The sequence below is a fragment of the Maricaulis salignorans genome, from assembly GCF_900103475.1.
Lineage (GTDB): Bacteria > Pseudomonadota > Alphaproteobacteria > Caulobacterales > Maricaulaceae > Maricaulis > Maricaulis salignorans.
In genome coordinates, this window is the sequence record NZ_FNHG01000026.1 from 13,224 (window position 1) to 27,890 (window position 14,667).

16 protein-coding genes and 1 tRNA gene are annotated in these 14,667 nt (G+C 63.8%); 9 read left to right on the forward strand and 8 right to left on the reverse strand.

Translation table 11 applies throughout. The annotated features are described in order from the left end of the window. Positions 1–6 precede the first annotated feature (6 nt). Complete coding sequence (locus BLT42_RS14345; RefSeq protein ID WP_091771861.1) at positions 7–939, forward strand: Hsp33 family molecular chaperone; 933 nt, start codon at positions 7–9, stop codon at positions 937–939. A gap of 10 nt (positions 940–949) precedes the next feature. On the opposite strand, the gene BLT42_RS14350 is transcribed toward BLT42_RS14345, so the two are convergent. Together BLT42_RS14350 and apaG are read right to left on the reverse strand one after the other, a co-directional pair. Further along, a complete protein-coding gene (locus BLT42_RS14350) occupies positions 950–2,398 on the reverse strand; it encodes a TrkH family potassium uptake protein (RefSeq protein WP_233342528.1) in 1,449 nt (482 codons plus the stop codon). Between the two features lie 57 nt (positions 2,399–2,455). Further along, positions 2,456–2,848 (reverse strand): Co2+/Mg2+ efflux protein ApaG, encoded by a 393-nt coding sequence (apaG, locus tag BLT42_RS14355; RefSeq protein ID WP_091771863.1) that lies wholly within the window; start codon positions 2,846–2,848, stop codon positions 2,456–2,458. A gap of 169 nt (positions 2,849–3,017) precedes the next feature. Between apaG and BLT42_RS14360 the strand changes: the two genes are divergently transcribed. The 3 genes from BLT42_RS14360 (at position 3,018) to BLT42_RS14370 (ending at position 6,292) form a co-directional block, all read left to right on the forward strand. After that, positions 3,018–4,034: a 2'-deoxycytidine 5'-triphosphate deaminase gene (locus BLT42_RS14360; protein ID WP_091771864.1), complete on the forward strand. Its 1,017-nt coding sequence runs from the start codon at positions 3,018–3,020 to the stop codon at positions 4,032–4,034. Positions 4,035–4,141: 107 nt separating this feature from the next. Next, positions 4,142–4,215: transfer RNA gene (locus BLT42_RS14365), tRNA-Gly, on the forward strand. Positions 4,216–4,375: 160 nt separating this feature from the next. Then, entirely contained in the window at positions 4,376–6,292 is a 1,917-nt protein-coding gene (locus BLT42_RS14370; RefSeq protein WP_091771865.1) for an alpha/beta hydrolase family protein, read from the forward strand. A gap of 153 nt (positions 6,293–6,445) precedes the next feature. On the opposite strand, the gene BLT42_RS14375 is transcribed toward BLT42_RS14370, so the two are convergent. Together BLT42_RS14375 and BLT42_RS14380 are read right to left on the reverse strand one after the other, a co-directional pair. After that, entirely contained in the window at positions 6,446–8,044 is a 1,599-nt protein-coding gene (locus BLT42_RS14375; RefSeq protein WP_233342530.1) for a glycosyltransferase, read from the reverse strand. Positions 8,045–8,116: 72 nt separating this feature from the next. Further along, complete coding sequence (locus BLT42_RS14380) at positions 8,117–8,584, reverse strand: SixA phosphatase family protein (protein WP_233342531.1); 468 nt, start codon at positions 8,582–8,584, stop codon at positions 8,117–8,119. Positions 8,585–8,893: 309 nt separating this feature from the next. On the opposite strand from BLT42_RS14380, the gene BLT42_RS14385 reads away from it, so the two are divergent. From BLT42_RS14385 to BLT42_RS14405, 5 genes are all read left to right on the forward strand, one after another. Further along, positions 8,894–9,274, forward strand: a complete 381-nt coding sequence (locus BLT42_RS14385; protein ID WP_143024173.1) for a hypothetical protein — start codon at positions 8,894–8,896, stop codon at positions 9,272–9,274. A 94-nt stretch (positions 9,275–9,368) separates the two neighbouring features. Next, the gene (locus BLT42_RS14390) at positions 9,369–9,632 is read left to right on the forward strand and encodes a hypothetical protein (RefSeq protein ID WP_143024174.1); all 264 of its coding nucleotides are present in this window, start codon (positions 9,369–9,371) and stop codon (positions 9,630–9,632) included. A 1-nt stretch (position 9,633) separates the two neighbouring features. Further along, the gene (locus BLT42_RS14395) at positions 9,634–9,882 is read left to right on the forward strand and encodes a hypothetical protein (RefSeq protein ID WP_091771870.1); all 249 of its coding nucleotides are present in this window, start codon (positions 9,634–9,636) and stop codon (positions 9,880–9,882) included. A gap of 5 nt (positions 9,883–9,887) precedes the next feature. Beyond that, positions 9,888–10,487 (forward strand): hypothetical protein, encoded by a 600-nt coding sequence (locus BLT42_RS14400; RefSeq protein ID WP_143024175.1) that lies wholly within the window; start codon positions 9,888–9,890, stop codon positions 10,485–10,487. Beyond that, positions 10,484–10,684: a helix-turn-helix transcriptional regulator gene (locus tag BLT42_RS14405; protein ID WP_091771872.1), complete on the forward strand. Its 201-nt coding sequence runs from the start codon at positions 10,484–10,486 to the stop codon at positions 10,682–10,684. Before BLT42_RS14400 ends, BLT42_RS14405 begins: the two co-directional genes overlap by 4 nt. On the opposite strand, the gene BLT42_RS14410 is transcribed toward BLT42_RS14405, so the two are convergent. From BLT42_RS14410 to BLT42_RS14425, 4 genes are read right to left on the reverse strand one after another with little or no spacing between them, the layout of a single operon-like run. Continuing rightward, on the reverse strand, positions 10,681–11,796 hold the full coding sequence (locus tag BLT42_RS14410) for an ABC transporter permease (RefSeq protein WP_091771873.1): 1,116 nt from the start codon (positions 11,794–11,796) through the stop codon (positions 10,681–10,683). The genes BLT42_RS14405 and BLT42_RS14410 overlap by 4 nt on opposite strands. Then, positions 11,793–12,719, reverse strand: a complete 927-nt coding sequence (locus BLT42_RS14415) for an ABC transporter ATP-binding protein (protein WP_091771874.1) — start codon at positions 12,717–12,719, stop codon at positions 11,793–11,795. Before BLT42_RS14415 ends, BLT42_RS14410 begins: the two co-directional genes overlap by 4 nt. 1 nt (position 12,720) lies before the next feature. Further along, positions 12,721–13,662, reverse strand: a complete 942-nt coding sequence (locus BLT42_RS14420) for an HlyD family secretion protein (RefSeq protein WP_091771875.1) — start codon at positions 13,660–13,662, stop codon at positions 12,721–12,723. Then, entirely contained in the window at positions 13,659–14,303 is a 645-nt protein-coding gene (locus tag BLT42_RS14425) for a TetR/AcrR family transcriptional regulator (protein ID WP_091771876.1), read from the reverse strand. Before BLT42_RS14425 ends, BLT42_RS14420 begins: the two co-directional genes overlap by 4 nt. Positions 14,304–14,667: the final 364 nt, after the last annotated feature.

Here is a 14,667-nt window from a genome sequence, read left to right on the forward strand (position 1 = left end):
AGTTCCATGACCGATATTCTGTCCGCAGACCCCGGTGAGCCGGGCGATTTCATTGCGGGCTTCCAGGTTGAAGGCCGTGCGGTGCGGGGGCGTGTCCTCCGCTCCGCCGGTACGCTTGACCAGATCCTGTCGGCGCATGATTTTCCCGAGCCGGTTGCGCGCCTGCTCGGCGAAGCGGTCGTGCTGGCAGGGCTGGTCGGTCCAGCGCTCAAATTCGACGGTCGTCTGATCATCCAGGCCAATGGTACCGGCCCCGTGTCCTTCATCGTTGCCGAATACACCAAGGGTGAGGGCGTACGCGGCTTCGCCAAGATGAACCGCGATGCTGTCCTCGCCGCCTTGGCCGCCGCCAGTGCAGATACGCCCCCGATCAAGACCCTGCTCGGCGAGGGCTATTTCGCAATGACGATCGATCAGGGTCCGGATATGGACCAGTATCAGGGCGTGGTTCCGATCGAAGGTGACAGCCTGGCGATCATTGCCGAACATTATTTCACCCAATCCGAACAAACCCCGACCCGCCTGCGCATGGCGGTTGGCGAGGTCTGGACCCAGGAGGGCGGCAAGCAGTGGCGTGGCGGCGGGGCCCTGCTACAGGCAGTAGCCGGCGACGAGAGTCGCGGTGATGCCAAGGATGACTGGGATCATGTTCGCGCCCTGTTCGAGACCATCAGCGATGATGAATTGCTCGACCCGCTCCTCTCTGCGGGCGGGCTGCTCTACAGACTCTTCCATGAAGACGGTGTGCGGATATTCGACCCTGAAACCCTGCAGCGGCGCTGTTCGTGCGAGCGCGACCGGCTCTTGCGCATTATCGCCAGCTTCCCGGTCGAGGACCAGGCGCACATGACCCGCGACGGAAACATCGTGATGACGTGTGAATACTGTAATCGCGACTGGAATTTCCTGCCGGGCGAAGTCGAGGCGGTCGGTGCCTGATCCGGCCGGTTCAGGATCTCCAGAAACGCGGCATCACCACAACCAGCACGGCGAGCACTTCCAGTCGGCCGATCAGCATATTGGCGGTCAGGATCCATTTAGCGGCATCAGGCAGGGTCTGAAATGTGCCCGCGGGCCCGATAATATCCCCCAGGCCCGGTCCGACATTGGCCAGTGAGGTTGCGGCGCCTGACAGGGCCGTCGTCAGGTCCAGGCCAATGGCGGAGAGCAGGGCAGCACTGATCGCATACACGGCGAAAAAGACGAAAAAGAAGCCCAGCACCGAGTGCAACGCGCTGTCGGCAACCGGCCTGCCATTATAGCGCATCGGAAAAATCGCGTTCGGCCGCAGGAGATGCGCGAGATAGCGCCGGATGGCGGTGCCGGCGATCTGGTAGCGGAAGATCTTGATGCTGCAGCTGGTCGAGCCGGCGCAGCCGCCGATGAACATGAAGACGAAGAAGACCGATTCTGCTGCCGCGCCCCAGGCACCGTAATCGGTGGTCGCATAGCCGGTGCCGGTGATGATCGAGACGGCGTTGAAACTGGCCATGCGCCAGGCCGGATCCTCCCCATGGACCCCGGTGACGACCAGTACGCTCGTCAAGAGCGCCGTAGCGAGCAGGATGACAAACAGGAAGCCGCGCGCCTGTGCATCCCTGAAAATCCCCTGGGGTTTGCCGCGCAGGGCCATCACCAGCAGTGTGAAGGGCAGGGCTGCCGCGATCATGAAAACCAGGGTGATCATGTCGGCACCGGTATGCATGAATTTGCCCATCGACTGATCGGAAGTCGAAAAACCACCGGTCGATAGGGTCGACATGGCGTGCGCCGTGGCGTCGAGCAAATTCATGCCGGACATCAGATAGGCGACGGCGCAGATCAGCGTGAGCATGGCGTAAACGGCCGAGATATTGGCGGCGATCTGGGTGGCCTTGGGCAGGACCTTGTCGGTCTTGTCGCCGGTTTCGAGCAGGAAGAGCTGCATGCCGCCCACGCCGAGCATCGGCCAGAAGGCCATCGCGGTGACGATAATGCCGATACCGCCCAGCCATTGCAGGATAGCACGCCAGAGCAAAAAGCCCGGCGGACGGAAATCGAGTCCGGTCAGCACGGTCGCCCCGGTCGTCGTCAGCCCGGAAACGGCCTCGAACAGGGCATCGGTCCAGTCCATCCCCTGATCGGCCAGACGCATGGGCAGGGCCGCGGTGATTGAGAGGGCTATCCAGGCGCCCACCATCAGCAGGAAGACGCCGCGCGGAGTGATGAAATCAACCGGTCCGCGATTGGCCAGGGAGATCGAACCACCGAAAAACAGACCGAGCACGGCGGACAGAAAAAAGGCGCGTGCGCTCTCGGTCTCCTCGGCGATCAGGTCGACGAGTGCCGGCACCAGCATGCCGGCCGAGAGGAAGGTCACCATGATGCCGATCATGAAGACAACAGGGCGCAGGGACATATTCAATGCAGCTGGCTCCGCATATGCGGGGGCCAGGCATGCGCCGCGCGGGGAGGCCTAGTGAAGGCTGAGGCGGTCATAGGGCCGGTCCAGCGGAAAATCGGGAATAATGGCGGCGAAACTGTCTCCGCCTTCGCGGCGCATTTCATAGCTACCGCTCATGAAGCCCGAGGGGGTGGAGAGCGGAGCGCCGCTGGTATAGCGAAAGCGCTCACCCGGCCTGATCACCGGCTGTTCGCCGACTACACCGGGGCCCTGGACATGCTCGCTGCGCCCCATGGAATCGGTGATGACCCACTGGCGTGAAATCAGTTGGACAGGTTGGGCCGAGGTGTTCTCGATCTCGACGGTATAGGCCCAGACATAGCGATTCTCATCGGGCTCGGACTCGTCTTCGAGATAATCCGGGCTGACACAGATTTTCACGCCGTCGGTCTCGTGCTCGTACATGCTGTCTTATCCGCCCATTGCCGCCCGCCCGCCGTGCGGCCCGGGTCCATGTGGCGGCTATCATCCGCCTGCTCGCTGTCTCGCTCAACCCCCTACGGTCAGCATGGCTGGACAGGAGGCGGCGTATGTTGGACACCTTTGTGCCGTCCGCAGCCGCTCAGATCCTGTCATGTCCGCTTCCGGTATTCTTCCAGACCATCATCTCAACGCCCTGTTCGAACAGGGCATCATCAAAGCGGACAATCCGCCTGACGGGACGCAGATTCAGCCAGCGAGTATCGATTTGCGCCTTGGCAGCAAGGCATTTCGCCTGCGCGCCAGCTTTCTGCCGGGCAAGAACATGACGGTCGCCGACCGGCTGGCCGATGATCTGGTCATGCATACGGTTGATCTGAGTGCGGGCGCGGTACTGGAAACGGGGTGCGTGTACCTTGCGCCGCTGCAGGAAAGTCTCAGGCTTCCCGCCGGTCTCAGCGCTGCGATGAATCCCAAAAGCTCAACCGGCCGGATTGATGTCTTCACGCGTGTGATCACCGATTACGGCATTGCCTTCGACCAGGCGCCACTGGGGTATGAAGGTCCGCTCTATGCCGAGATCTGTCCACGGACATTTTCCATTCTGGCGCGCGAAGGCGACCGGCTGAGCCAGATACGCTTCCGCCGCGGCGCCCATCAGACATTGCGCGACGTGACGGTCAGCGTCGACCTTGCCGGCTTTGAGAATGGCATTGTCGGCTATCGTGCCCGTCGTCATGCCGGTCTTGTCGACCTGTCAAGGCTGGGCGGCCATGCCAGCGCGCGTTTCTGGGAACCGATGACGGCGCCGGATCGCCGCCTGGTGCTCGATCCGGGTGAGTTCTACATCCTGGCCTCACGCGAAGCGGTTTCGATCGGGCTGGACGAAGCGGCCGAAATGGCGCCAATCGCGCCGGAAATCGGTGAATTCAGGGCGCATTATGCCGGATTCTTTGACCCCGGTTTCGGCATTGCCGAGACGGGCGGTACGGGCAGCCGCGCCGTGCTCGAAGTGCGCGGTCATGATGTCCCATTCATGCTTGACCATGGGCAGGCGATTGCCAGACTGGTCTATGAGCCCATGCTCGAACCACCAACCGCCGCTTATGGCGCTGTTGCCTCCAATTATCAGGCGCAAGGCCTCAAGCTCTCGAAATTCTTCACCGATTGACGAGCGGGGGTGACGGGCATGACGGCCCTCTCCCTGCTTACGAGACGCCGCCGCGTGCAAGAAGCCGTTTCCGTGGCCTGTCCGTCCGCCTATAGTCGCCGGGCGTTGCGGGTGTAGCTCAATGGTAGAGCAGAAGCTTCCCAAGCTTACGACGAGGGTTCGATTCCCTTCACCCGCTCCAGCCATGCCCTCACCGACCTGACCCCGCCAGCCCGCCGGAGTTGCGGGGCGCTATCTCTGGATGCATCACCGATTGACACGCAGCGTGGTCGCGGCTCAATCTGAAACCCGGTTTGAGGGTGGTCGACGGGGGCACAGCGGGCCGGTTTTCGGGGGATGTCATGCGTATTCTTGTCGGGCTGATTGTGGCCGTGATCCTGGCTGGCCAGGCCATGGCACAAATCGAAACCTATGCGGCCATGCCGCGCATCTGGTCAGCTGATATATCACCCGATGGCTCGCGCCTGGCAACGGGTTGCAGTCCGCGCGGGGCGCGGGAAATCTGCATTTACGACCTGGTGGGCGGGGCGGATCCAATCGTCATTCCGGCACCGGATGGTGGCCGGATTTCCGGCTTTACCTGGCCCAGCAATGCCTACCTGGTCTATTACATAACCAGCGTGCAGCGAGTTCCGACGAGTGGAGGGCTGCGGACCTGGACCTTGCGGCAGCCGGTTTCCTATTCCCTCGCAACAGGCCGATCCAATCTTCTGATGGTCGATTCCAGTCTGGCTTCGCCGCTGGTCGGGGTTGATGACCGGGTCGCCGTTCAGATTACCTATGCGTATGAGGGCGCCACCCGGAGCGGTTCGAGAATTGGGCGCCGGGATGATTTCGGTACGCTGGTCTACGAGATGAATCTCGAAAACGGACGACGCGTCCGGCGCCGCGAGGTCTCGACTGACTCGACCTTTGATTTCACGCTGAACCAGGTGGGCGAGGCCATACTTGAGGCCCGTTATGATGACGACACAGGCGCGTATGCTATCCACGGCGCGGCAGACACATCCCATCCGGAAATCTATTCCGGCATTTTCTCCGGCGGTCTGCCGGCCATTCTCGGCCTGACAGATGGCGGCACGGCTGCGGCGCTGCGTATCCCCGGTACAGGTCTGCGCCGGCTCGATATTGCGACCGGGGATTTGTCGCCTTTTAACGTCAACGGGGTTGATGTCTCGCTGATGGACCCGATCGTCGATGACTACGCAATGGACGTGGTCGGCTTCTCCTATACCGACGACCTGCCACGGCAAATCTTCACCAACCGGGAACTTGCGGCCATCCACGCTGAACTGACCCAGGTTCTGACCGAGGATTCGGTCAGGATTTCCGCCTGGAGTCAGGACTGGACCAAGCTGGTCGTGGTTGGAGAGGATGCGGGGCGGCCAGCGCACTACTATCTCCTGGATCTCTCAACCGGCGGTTTGGGCTTGCTCGACGTGGAAACGGCGTTTCCGGACGGCGCGGTCCCCGGTTCCCGCCTGGCGGTTGAATATGCCGCATCTGACGGGCTCAACATCGAGGCCTATATGACGCTGCCGCCGGGGCGCACGCAGGCTGACGGGCCGTTTCCCATGATCTTGATGCCTCATGGCGGGCCCCAGGCTCGCGACACGGCGGGGTTTGACTGGTGGGCCGCCTATTACGCCTCCTTGGGCTATGTCGTGCTTCAGCCGAATTTTCGCGGCTCCGAGGGCTATGGTTATGACTTCGTGGAAGCGGGCTATGGCGGTTTCGGCACGCGCATGATCGACGACATGATTGATGGCGCGCAATACCTGCAAGCCATTGGTCTCGCCCGTCCGGGGGCGTATTGTGCGGCCGGCGCCAGTTATGGCGGATATGCGGCCTTGATGCTGGCTCTAAGGGACCGGGACAACCTCGCCTGCGTGATCTCTTTCGCCGGCGTGACGGATCCGTTCTCGATCCTGGAGAGTCGCAGCAGTCTGGGGATTTCCCTGCGGTATTGGGAGCAATTCCTGGGCAGCCGCTATGGGAGTCGCAGCGAACAGGCGGTGATTACGCCGCTCGAACGGTCCGGCGAGTTCGCGGCACCGCTGCTGATCCTGCACGGCGATCTCGATACGACCGTGCCCTATGGGCAATTGCGTCTGATGCGCGATGCCATGGCGGGAAATCCGGCGGCCCGTTTCGTGACCCTGCCGGGGGAAGATCACTACCTGCGATCATCCGAAGCGCGGACAATCCTGCTGCGCGAAAGCCAGGCCTTTCTCGAGGAGTATTTCCCGGCAGATTAGTGGTGTCCGAGTGCATTCGCGATCGGGAGCGACGTGCAATGCCCTTGTCTCTCCGACTGCCCTAACGCCTGCGTAACTGGCTCAGATCCAGCCCGGCCAGCTCGGCCAGATGGGCGATCATGATGACGCCGAAGGCAGCGGCCAGGATGGCGATCAGGGTCCAGGGGATGAGGCGCGGGCCGCGTTCGGGTCGGACCGGTTGTCCGGAGCGCCAGCGGGCGAGCAGGAAAACTGCGACGCAACCGCCGAAGATGATGAGTGTGGCGGTGAGGGAGAGATACATGCCGGGTCCGTGAACGTGCTGATACCGTGTTCGGTCTTGTCCCAGAAATAGGGTCTGGTCGCGAGCTGGTACAGGGCGCGCACTGCAGCCCAGCTCTGGAGTGGCCAATAGAGCGGCATCAAGAGCAGATCGGCGCGGCGCACTGTCAGACCCGCGCGCCGCATGCCGACCGCTGCGGTTGCCGCGGACGTGCCATACCCCGCTGCGAGAAATCCGCCATAGAGGAGTTGGGTGCCGTTCGCGTCCGTCCCGGCGCACAGGGCGAACAGGCAAGTGGCGGCGAGCGGTGCGTGGGCCAGGGCTGAGACCAGCGCGGCGCCGAGCGTCAGGATCAGGGCGAAACGGTTCTGCCGCCGCGGCGGCAGGTCCGCCAGCCGTGAGTGCACGGCCAGAGTCTGGGCATAGCCCTTGAGCCAGCGCGTCCGTTGGCAAACCCAGGGCCAGACCCGCGTCGGCGCTTCCTCCAGGGTGAGCGGCGCAATCACGTCGCAGCGATAGCCCAGCGCGTGCAGGCGAAAGCCCAGATCGGCATCCTCTGTGACATTCCAGGCGTCCCAGCCGCCGGCCCGGCGCAGGGCGGCGGTGCGGAAATGATTGCTGGTCCCGCCCAGTGGCAAGGGCCAGCCGAGCCGCGCATAGAGTGGCAGCAAGGCGTGGAAATGCGCCGCATATTCCAGCGCAAACTGGCGCGTCAGCCAGCATTCGCCGCGATTGAACCAGTTGAGCGGGGCCTGCAGGCAGGCCAGTTCCGGACCGGCCGCAGCGAAACTCTCGGCGGCAATGCGCAATTGGCGCGGGTGCGGCCGGTCCTCCGCATCATGAATGGTGACGATCTCGCCGGAACAGAAGCGCAGGGCATAATTGAGGGCGCGCGGCTTGGTCCGTGGCCCGCCCTCCGGGACCAGAATGATGCGGTATTTATGATCGAGCTCGAGCGCCCGCGCCGCGGCAATTGTCTCGTGATCATCGGCTTCCAGCGCCAGCCGGATCTCCAGCCGGTCGGCGGGATAATCGATCGCCTCCAGTGCCGAGATCAGCACGGGCAGGACAGCGCGTTCGCGATAGAGGGCGATGATCACACTGACCCGTGGCAGGGCACAGGGCGGAAGGGGGCGGCGCCGGGCCCATGCCGGCGGCAAAAGGCAGGCCAGAAGCCGCAAGCCGATCAGGCAGGCGAACAGCAAGCCAGCCAGTCCGGTCAGGAGGCTGACCTGCCAACTCGCCCAGCCGGCCGTGGTCAATATGAGCAGGCAGAGCGCGATGATCAGGGCACTGCGCCGGGAGATCGACAGGCCGGTGCGGGCGCTGAAGTCCGGCGCACGCCGCGCGAGACCTTCGGCAGCATCGCTGGCCCACAGCCGGGCGAGGATGTCGGGGGTTGCGACTCCGTGCGGGTCGCTGCGTCTCGCGGCTGCCGCCGCGCGAGAGCCGGGGTGTCCGGTCTGCCCATCATCCATGATGTCACCCATAGAGATTGCATTTGTGGCGGCAGCCATAACAAACACAACTCAAACGGGAGTCAATCACCCGCCGTGGGGTCTCTAGTCCGACGCGGTAAAAACCTCGATCAGCGTCGGGGAGTTTAGGCTTGCATCGGCGAGGGCGAAAACCGCGACTGTTGCGGTCGGATACCCCATCGGCAGGGCCTCGCGGACACCGCAGCGCGCGGCCAGCTTGTGTGCCAGTCCGCCAATGCCCGGATTATGCCCGACCATCACAATTTGTGGCACGTGCTGGAAAGCTCCGAGCGCGGCGCGCTCCAGCATTTCGGTGCTGGCATGGTAAAGCGCCATCGGATCATCAATCGGGGGCTCGCCGAGCAAGGGGGCGAGATGGTCGAAGGTCTGGCGTGTCCGCCAGGCTGGCGAGACCAGTGCCCGTTCGGGCTTCAGGCCGAGCGTGGCAAGCGCGGCAGCGGCCTTGCGGCTGTCTTCATGCCCGCGTGGTGTCAGCCCGCGCTGGAAGTCGTCATCGGCTTCGAGCCGATCGACGGCCTTGGCGTGACGCATCAATATCAAAATCCGGTCCATCAAGGCCTGCCCTGTTCAGGTTCAGAATGTCGTATGCCCCAGGCGGGATCCTGCAATCGCCAACCGCAAAGCGCTCCCTAGTCCTAGTGTGTTTCTCTCCGCTTTTGAACCGGGCAGACGAGCCGCGCTGTTGTTGGGCGATGCCGGCCCGGTTTGCCTTGGCGCAAGTTTGCCAGCACTCTTGGAGCCCGTGATCGGAGGGCATCGTCAATGTGGAAAAAAGGCAGGGGAAAGCTGGGCCTGTTTGACCCGCTCATGGGCGTCTGGGTATCGAACTCGGACTCGGCGATGGGACCAACCCGCTGCACGCGGCGCTTCGAGCGCGTGCTCGGCGACAAATTCGTCGAATTGCAGGCGCAGTGGGTGATCGGCGAGTCCGAAACGGCGAAACGCTATTCGGAACGCGCGCTGTTCGGGCCCGGCGATGATGGCAATATCTGGTTCTGGTCCTTCACTTCCGATGGCAAGCGCTCGACCGGGACGTTGACCAGCGCGCCGGATATTCATCCGGACGCCATCTGTTTCGAAGCCGAGATGCCAGCCGGCCGCGCCCGGCAAGTCTATTGGCCCCACCCCATTGCCGGCTTCAACTGGGCCGTGGAAAGCCAGACCCAAAAGGGCTGGAACCGTTTCGTCGAGCATTGTTACCAGGCCAGCCCGGAGGGCTGACCAGGCTGCGGGACAGGGGCCGGTCAACCGGCGCTTGACGACAAGCGTCCTTTACATTTATATGACAAGCACCCTTTACATGGAGATGTTTGTCATGGGACCTGTACTGCGAAAATTCACGATCGGGATCGCGCTCGTCTGCTTCATCGGAGCCTGGGCCGGTGTCGTGATCGCCAAACTGACAACGGACAGCCTGGCGATCTTTACCCTCGCGGTGACTGCCGCGGCGCTCGCGACTGAGGCGCTCATCTGGGTTGCCGCCATTCTCGGTGGATGGTCGATCTTCGCCAACCGCAGGGCGATCTGGGATCGCATGCGCGGGCGCAAGTCTGACCCGGCCAAGGTGGAGGGCGTCTGATATGGGCAAGATCGAGACTCACGATGATCCAGAGACGGCCCATGGACTGAGGGATGCCACGATCACGGCGCTGGTCCTGTCACTCTCCTTCGGCGGCTTTCTGCTTGCAGACAGTGTAGGCGAGCCGATTGCGGGCGTGGATAAACTGGTTCCGGTCATCGCGCTGATCCTTGTCGTCTGGGGCGGAATCGCGCTCCAGATCATCCTGACGCGGCTATGGCGCAAGCATTTCGGACGGACGGAAAGATGACAGGCATGCCGGACGAGGCAGATCCAGGACAGGGCGGCCCGTCCACCGGCATTCAGACCGCCCTCCTTTTGGTCTGGGTCGTCAGCCTGGTCGTGGCGGCCCAGCTCTTCATGAGGTCCCAGGACCTGGTCTGGACGCTGCTGGCTGCGCTCGTCTGCGCCCTGTCACTGGCGGCGTGGTTCCGGCGTCTGCAACGCGCCAACCAGGCCACACGCAATCTCGCCGAGCGCGCCTTTGGCCGGTTCATCCTGCGCCAAACCTTGCTGATCCTGGCCTATGTGCTGGGGCTGGTCCTGGCATTGCACTGGCTGAACCACACCACGCACCCGGTGTTGCGCATCGCCCTGGTCGCGGTGCCGGCACTCGCCCTGGCGGGCTGGGCCTGGATTTTCGCGGCGATGATCCAGTCGTCGGACGAGATGATGCGGGCCCTGCGGATCCGCGCCATCGCCCTGGCCGCCGGCGCGGTGCTGGTGCTGGCGACGATCTGGGGCCTGTTCGCCCAGCTGCTCGGCCTGCCGGAATTTCCGGGCTATCTGCTCCTGCCCGGATTTGCCCTCGTCTATGGCGTGGCACTGCAGATGCTTGGCGGGAATGAGGCATGAAAAATCGTCTGCGCGAGCTCCGTGGGGAGCTGGGCTGGAGCCAGCAGGCCCTGGCCGATCATCTCGATGTCTCGCGCCAGACCGTCAATGCGCTGGAAACCGGCAAGTATGATCCCTCCCTGCCGCTCGCCTTCAAGATTGGCCGCCTCTTTGAACTCAAGATCGAAGAGATTTTCGATGATGAGCCCGAAGCCTAGTCCAGCGTGCGCCGGTAGCGCCGGATCGCGACGACCGCGATGACGATGCACATCACGATCATCGGCCAGATGCTCGGCCAGACATCGGGCAATTCGGCACCCTTTAGCATCACCGCCCTGACCACCCGGATATAATGCGTCGTCGGGATCAGCTGGCCGAGCGCCTGGGCCCATTGCGGCATGGCGGCGAAGGGGAACATGAAGCCGGACAGCAAAAAGGACGGCATGAAGAGGAACATGGTCAGCTGCATCGCCTGCATCTGGCTGCGCGCCACGGTCGAGAACAAAAAGCCCAGCGCCAGATTGACGACGATGAATAGCGCGCTGGCGATGACGAAGGCGAGCGGACTGCCCAGAAACGGCACCCCGAACAGGAAGCGTGCGCCGGCCAGCATGATGGCGACCTGAAGCGAGCCGACAAAGACGTAGGGCGTGATCTTGCCGATCATCACCTCGAAGGCTTCGGTCGGGGTCGAGAGCAGGGCTTCCAGTGTGCCGCGTTCGGCCTCCCGCGTCAGCGAGATCGAGGTCATCATTGCCATGGTCAGGGTGAGGATGGTGCCCAGAAGACCCGGTACGATATTGAGCGCGGTACGGCCGGCGGGATTGTAGCGCCGGTGGATCACGGTCTCGACCGGTGGCGTCATCTCGCCGAGATACGGTTCCAGCGCCCGCTGGACAATCCCCGCAAAGGCACCGCTGCCGGCCCCGGCGGCGACCGGGTCGGAGCCATCGCTGTCGAGCAGGATTTGCGGCCGTTCGCCGCGCGCCAGATCCCGTTCGAAATTGGGCGGAATCGTCACCACGAAAGAGGCCGTACCGTCGCGCAGGGCGATATCGGCCTCTTCCGGCGAGGCGGCGATGCCGGTAATATCGAAGAATTCCGACGTCTCCATCGCCTGGATAATGGCGCGGCTGGCCGGGCCGCTATCGCCCATTTCCACCAGGGTCGGCAGATGGCGCGCATCGGTATTGATGGCATAGCCGAACAGTAAGAGCTGCATCACCGGAATGCCGACCATCATGCCGAAGGTCAGCCGGTCGCGCGTCATCTGGATGAATTCCTTGCGCAGGATGGCGATGATGCGATTGAGCGAGGCGAACCGGTTCATTGGAAATTGTCCTGGGCGCCGGTCATCAGCCAGATAAAGGCTTCTTCCAGCCCCGTCTTCGCCTTGCTGACCTCGAATTCCGGACGCTCCCGCCAGGGGGCAATCGCGCGCTCCAGCGCCGCTTCATCGCGTCCCGACACATGCAGGGCCGAGCCGAAGCGGGCGATCTGGTCGACACCGCGTGCGTGTTCCAGCGCGTCGTAGACGGGCTGCAACCCCTTGCCCTCGATCCGCCAGGTGGTGAGGCCGACAATGCCGGCAATATCGGCCGAGGGCGCGTCGATCAGCTTCTTGCCATAGGCGATATAGGCGATGGAATCGCACTGCACGGCCTCGTCCATATAGTGGGTCGAGACCAGCACCGTGACGCCCTGCTGGGAGAGGCGGCGAATGCGGTCCCAGAAATCGCGCCGCGCCTTGGGGTCGACCCCGGCAGTTGGCTCGTCGAGCATCAGCAGGCCGGGCTTGTGCATGGTTGCGGCGGCGAGCGCCAGGCGCTGTTTCCAGCCGCCGGACAGATTGGCGGCGAGCTGTTTCGCGCGTGGTTCCAGATCGTATTCTTCCAGGGTGGCGAGCACGGTCTCTTTCTGGTTTGGCACCGCATGCAGACGCGCCATGAAGTCGAGATTCTCCTTCACGGTCAGGTCGCCATAGAGGGAGAATTTTTGCGTCATATAGCCGACGCGCGATTTGATCTCGCGGCTCTGGGTGACGATGTCATAGCCCAGCGCCGTGCCGCCGCCGCCATCGGGTTTGAGCAGGCCGCACATCAGCCGGATCGTCGTGGTTTTGCCCGACCCGTTGGGACCGAGAAAGCCGTAGATCGCGCCCCTGGGCACCTGGATCGAGAAATCATCGACCACGCGTGTGTCGCCAAAGCTCTTGGTCAGCCCGTGGACATCGATGACGAGATCGCCGTCCATGCTAACGGACCTCGAGGCGCAGCGGCGTCCCCGGTGGCGGTGGATTGGCATCGAAGCGGGCCTCGGCACGATAGACCAGACGGGCGCGTTCGCTGTCGGAATAGATGAAGGGGGCGGTGAACTGGGCCTCGTCATCAATGCGGGTAATGGTCGCCATCAGACCGGCCGCGCAGGCATCGCACCTGACTGCAAGCCGGGTCCCGGCCGGGGTGGCAGCCAGTTCCGGTTCCGGGATGAAGACGACCGCATGCACCGCTCCGTCGGGCAGGAGGGAGTAGACCGGTTGGCTTGGCCCGGCCTGTTCGCCGGCATAGCGGATCTGGCGTTCGACCCGGCCATCGGACGGCACCCGGACCTGGCGCTGGGACAGGGCAAATTCGGCGCGCTCGACACTCGACTGCGCCGCGGCGATGGCGGCTTGCAGCGCTCGTAACTGGTTTTCGCGAGCCGGTAATTGCACCAGGTTGAGGCGTTGGCGCATTTCGCTGACGCGGGCACTGGCGACCTCGGCCGAGGCCTGGGCCTGGTCGAGTCGGGCCTGGCTGACATGGCCTTGCTGAAAGAGTTCGCGGGTGCGGGTCAGATTGTCCTGGGCTTCGGTGCGCGCCGCATTGGCCTGGGCGAGCTGGTCGCGGGCGGCCCCGATTTCCGGCGTGCGCGCTCCCGCCGCGGCATCATCAAACTGGGCTGTCGCGGCGCCAAGCTGGGCCTGGGCGGCGGCGAGGGCGGCGCGGGCATCGGTGTCATCGAGCCGGAAGGCGAGCTGGCCTGCGGTGACCGGATCGCCTTCGCGCAAGTCGGTCTCGAGAACGCGGCCGGGCATGTCCGGTGCCAGGGCAATAAAATCACCCTCGGCATAGCCGTGCAGGCCGGGCTCGACCGGCGGTGAACAGGCGGTGAGCAGGAGCAAGGCGAGGGCCGGTGCGAGAATGAGCCGGGTCATGTGTTTGCGCTCTCCAGGCGGGGTTTGAGGCCGTAAAGCAGGATGTCGGCGATCGCGTCTGCGAGATCGCCGGGATCGGTCAGCCTGTCCGGTTTGAGATCGAAAATTGTCGTCAGCGCCATCTGCGCCAGGCCGGGGCCGGCGATGATGCGCATGAAGGCGTCGGTATCGACATCGCGGAACACGCCTGTCTCGACGGCCGCCGCGAGCAGGGCGCCCATGGCGCGCCGCATCACGTCGAGCACATGCTCGCGGTAGAAATTCGCCAGTTCGGGGAAGCGGTGCGCTTCGGTCAGCACGAGACGCGGCGCGGCGGAGACCTCCGGAGAGGAGACGGCGGCAAACAGGATCCGCAACAGGCCGCGCAGCGCCGCCTCCGGGTCCGCTGCCGCGATCTGCGCCACATGCTGCTCGACCGTGCGCGCCAAAGCCCCGGCCGACTGCTCGACCAGTGCATTGAGCATGGCTTCCTTGGAGGGAAAATACAGGTAGACCGCGCCCTTTGAGAGCCCCGCCCGGCGGGCGATGTCCTCGACCCGCGCCGCTGCAAACCCCTGTTCGGCAAAGATCGCCAGCGCGGCGGTGAGGATTTCCTCGGGGCGCGCTTCAGGGCGGCGGCGATGACGGGGTGTGCGTGTCATGTCACATCTGTAACTGACCACGCGGTCAGTAACAAGCCAAACCGGATGCGGCAAAATCTCCACGCGGCTCGCCGCTGGAGGTTTGAGTGGGCCTCCCCGGTTTGGGAGGTGTGCGGGACGCCGGCGAATGCCGGAGCTGTTGTAGGTTTAGGGGGCATCCGAGACGTCCCGCACGTGGAGATTTGCTCAGGTCCCTCGCGGGCCCTGCCTCGAAATGACCGTGGACGAACAGTCGAGCATTCATGCTGCCCTTCCCCGATCATGGCCTCACCAGAGCTTGAGGATGTCACCCCTCTGCCCGGACGAGCTCCACGCTCCCGATCGCCGCGAATGACTGAGCTCACGCCTCCCGTGCGACCGGAAC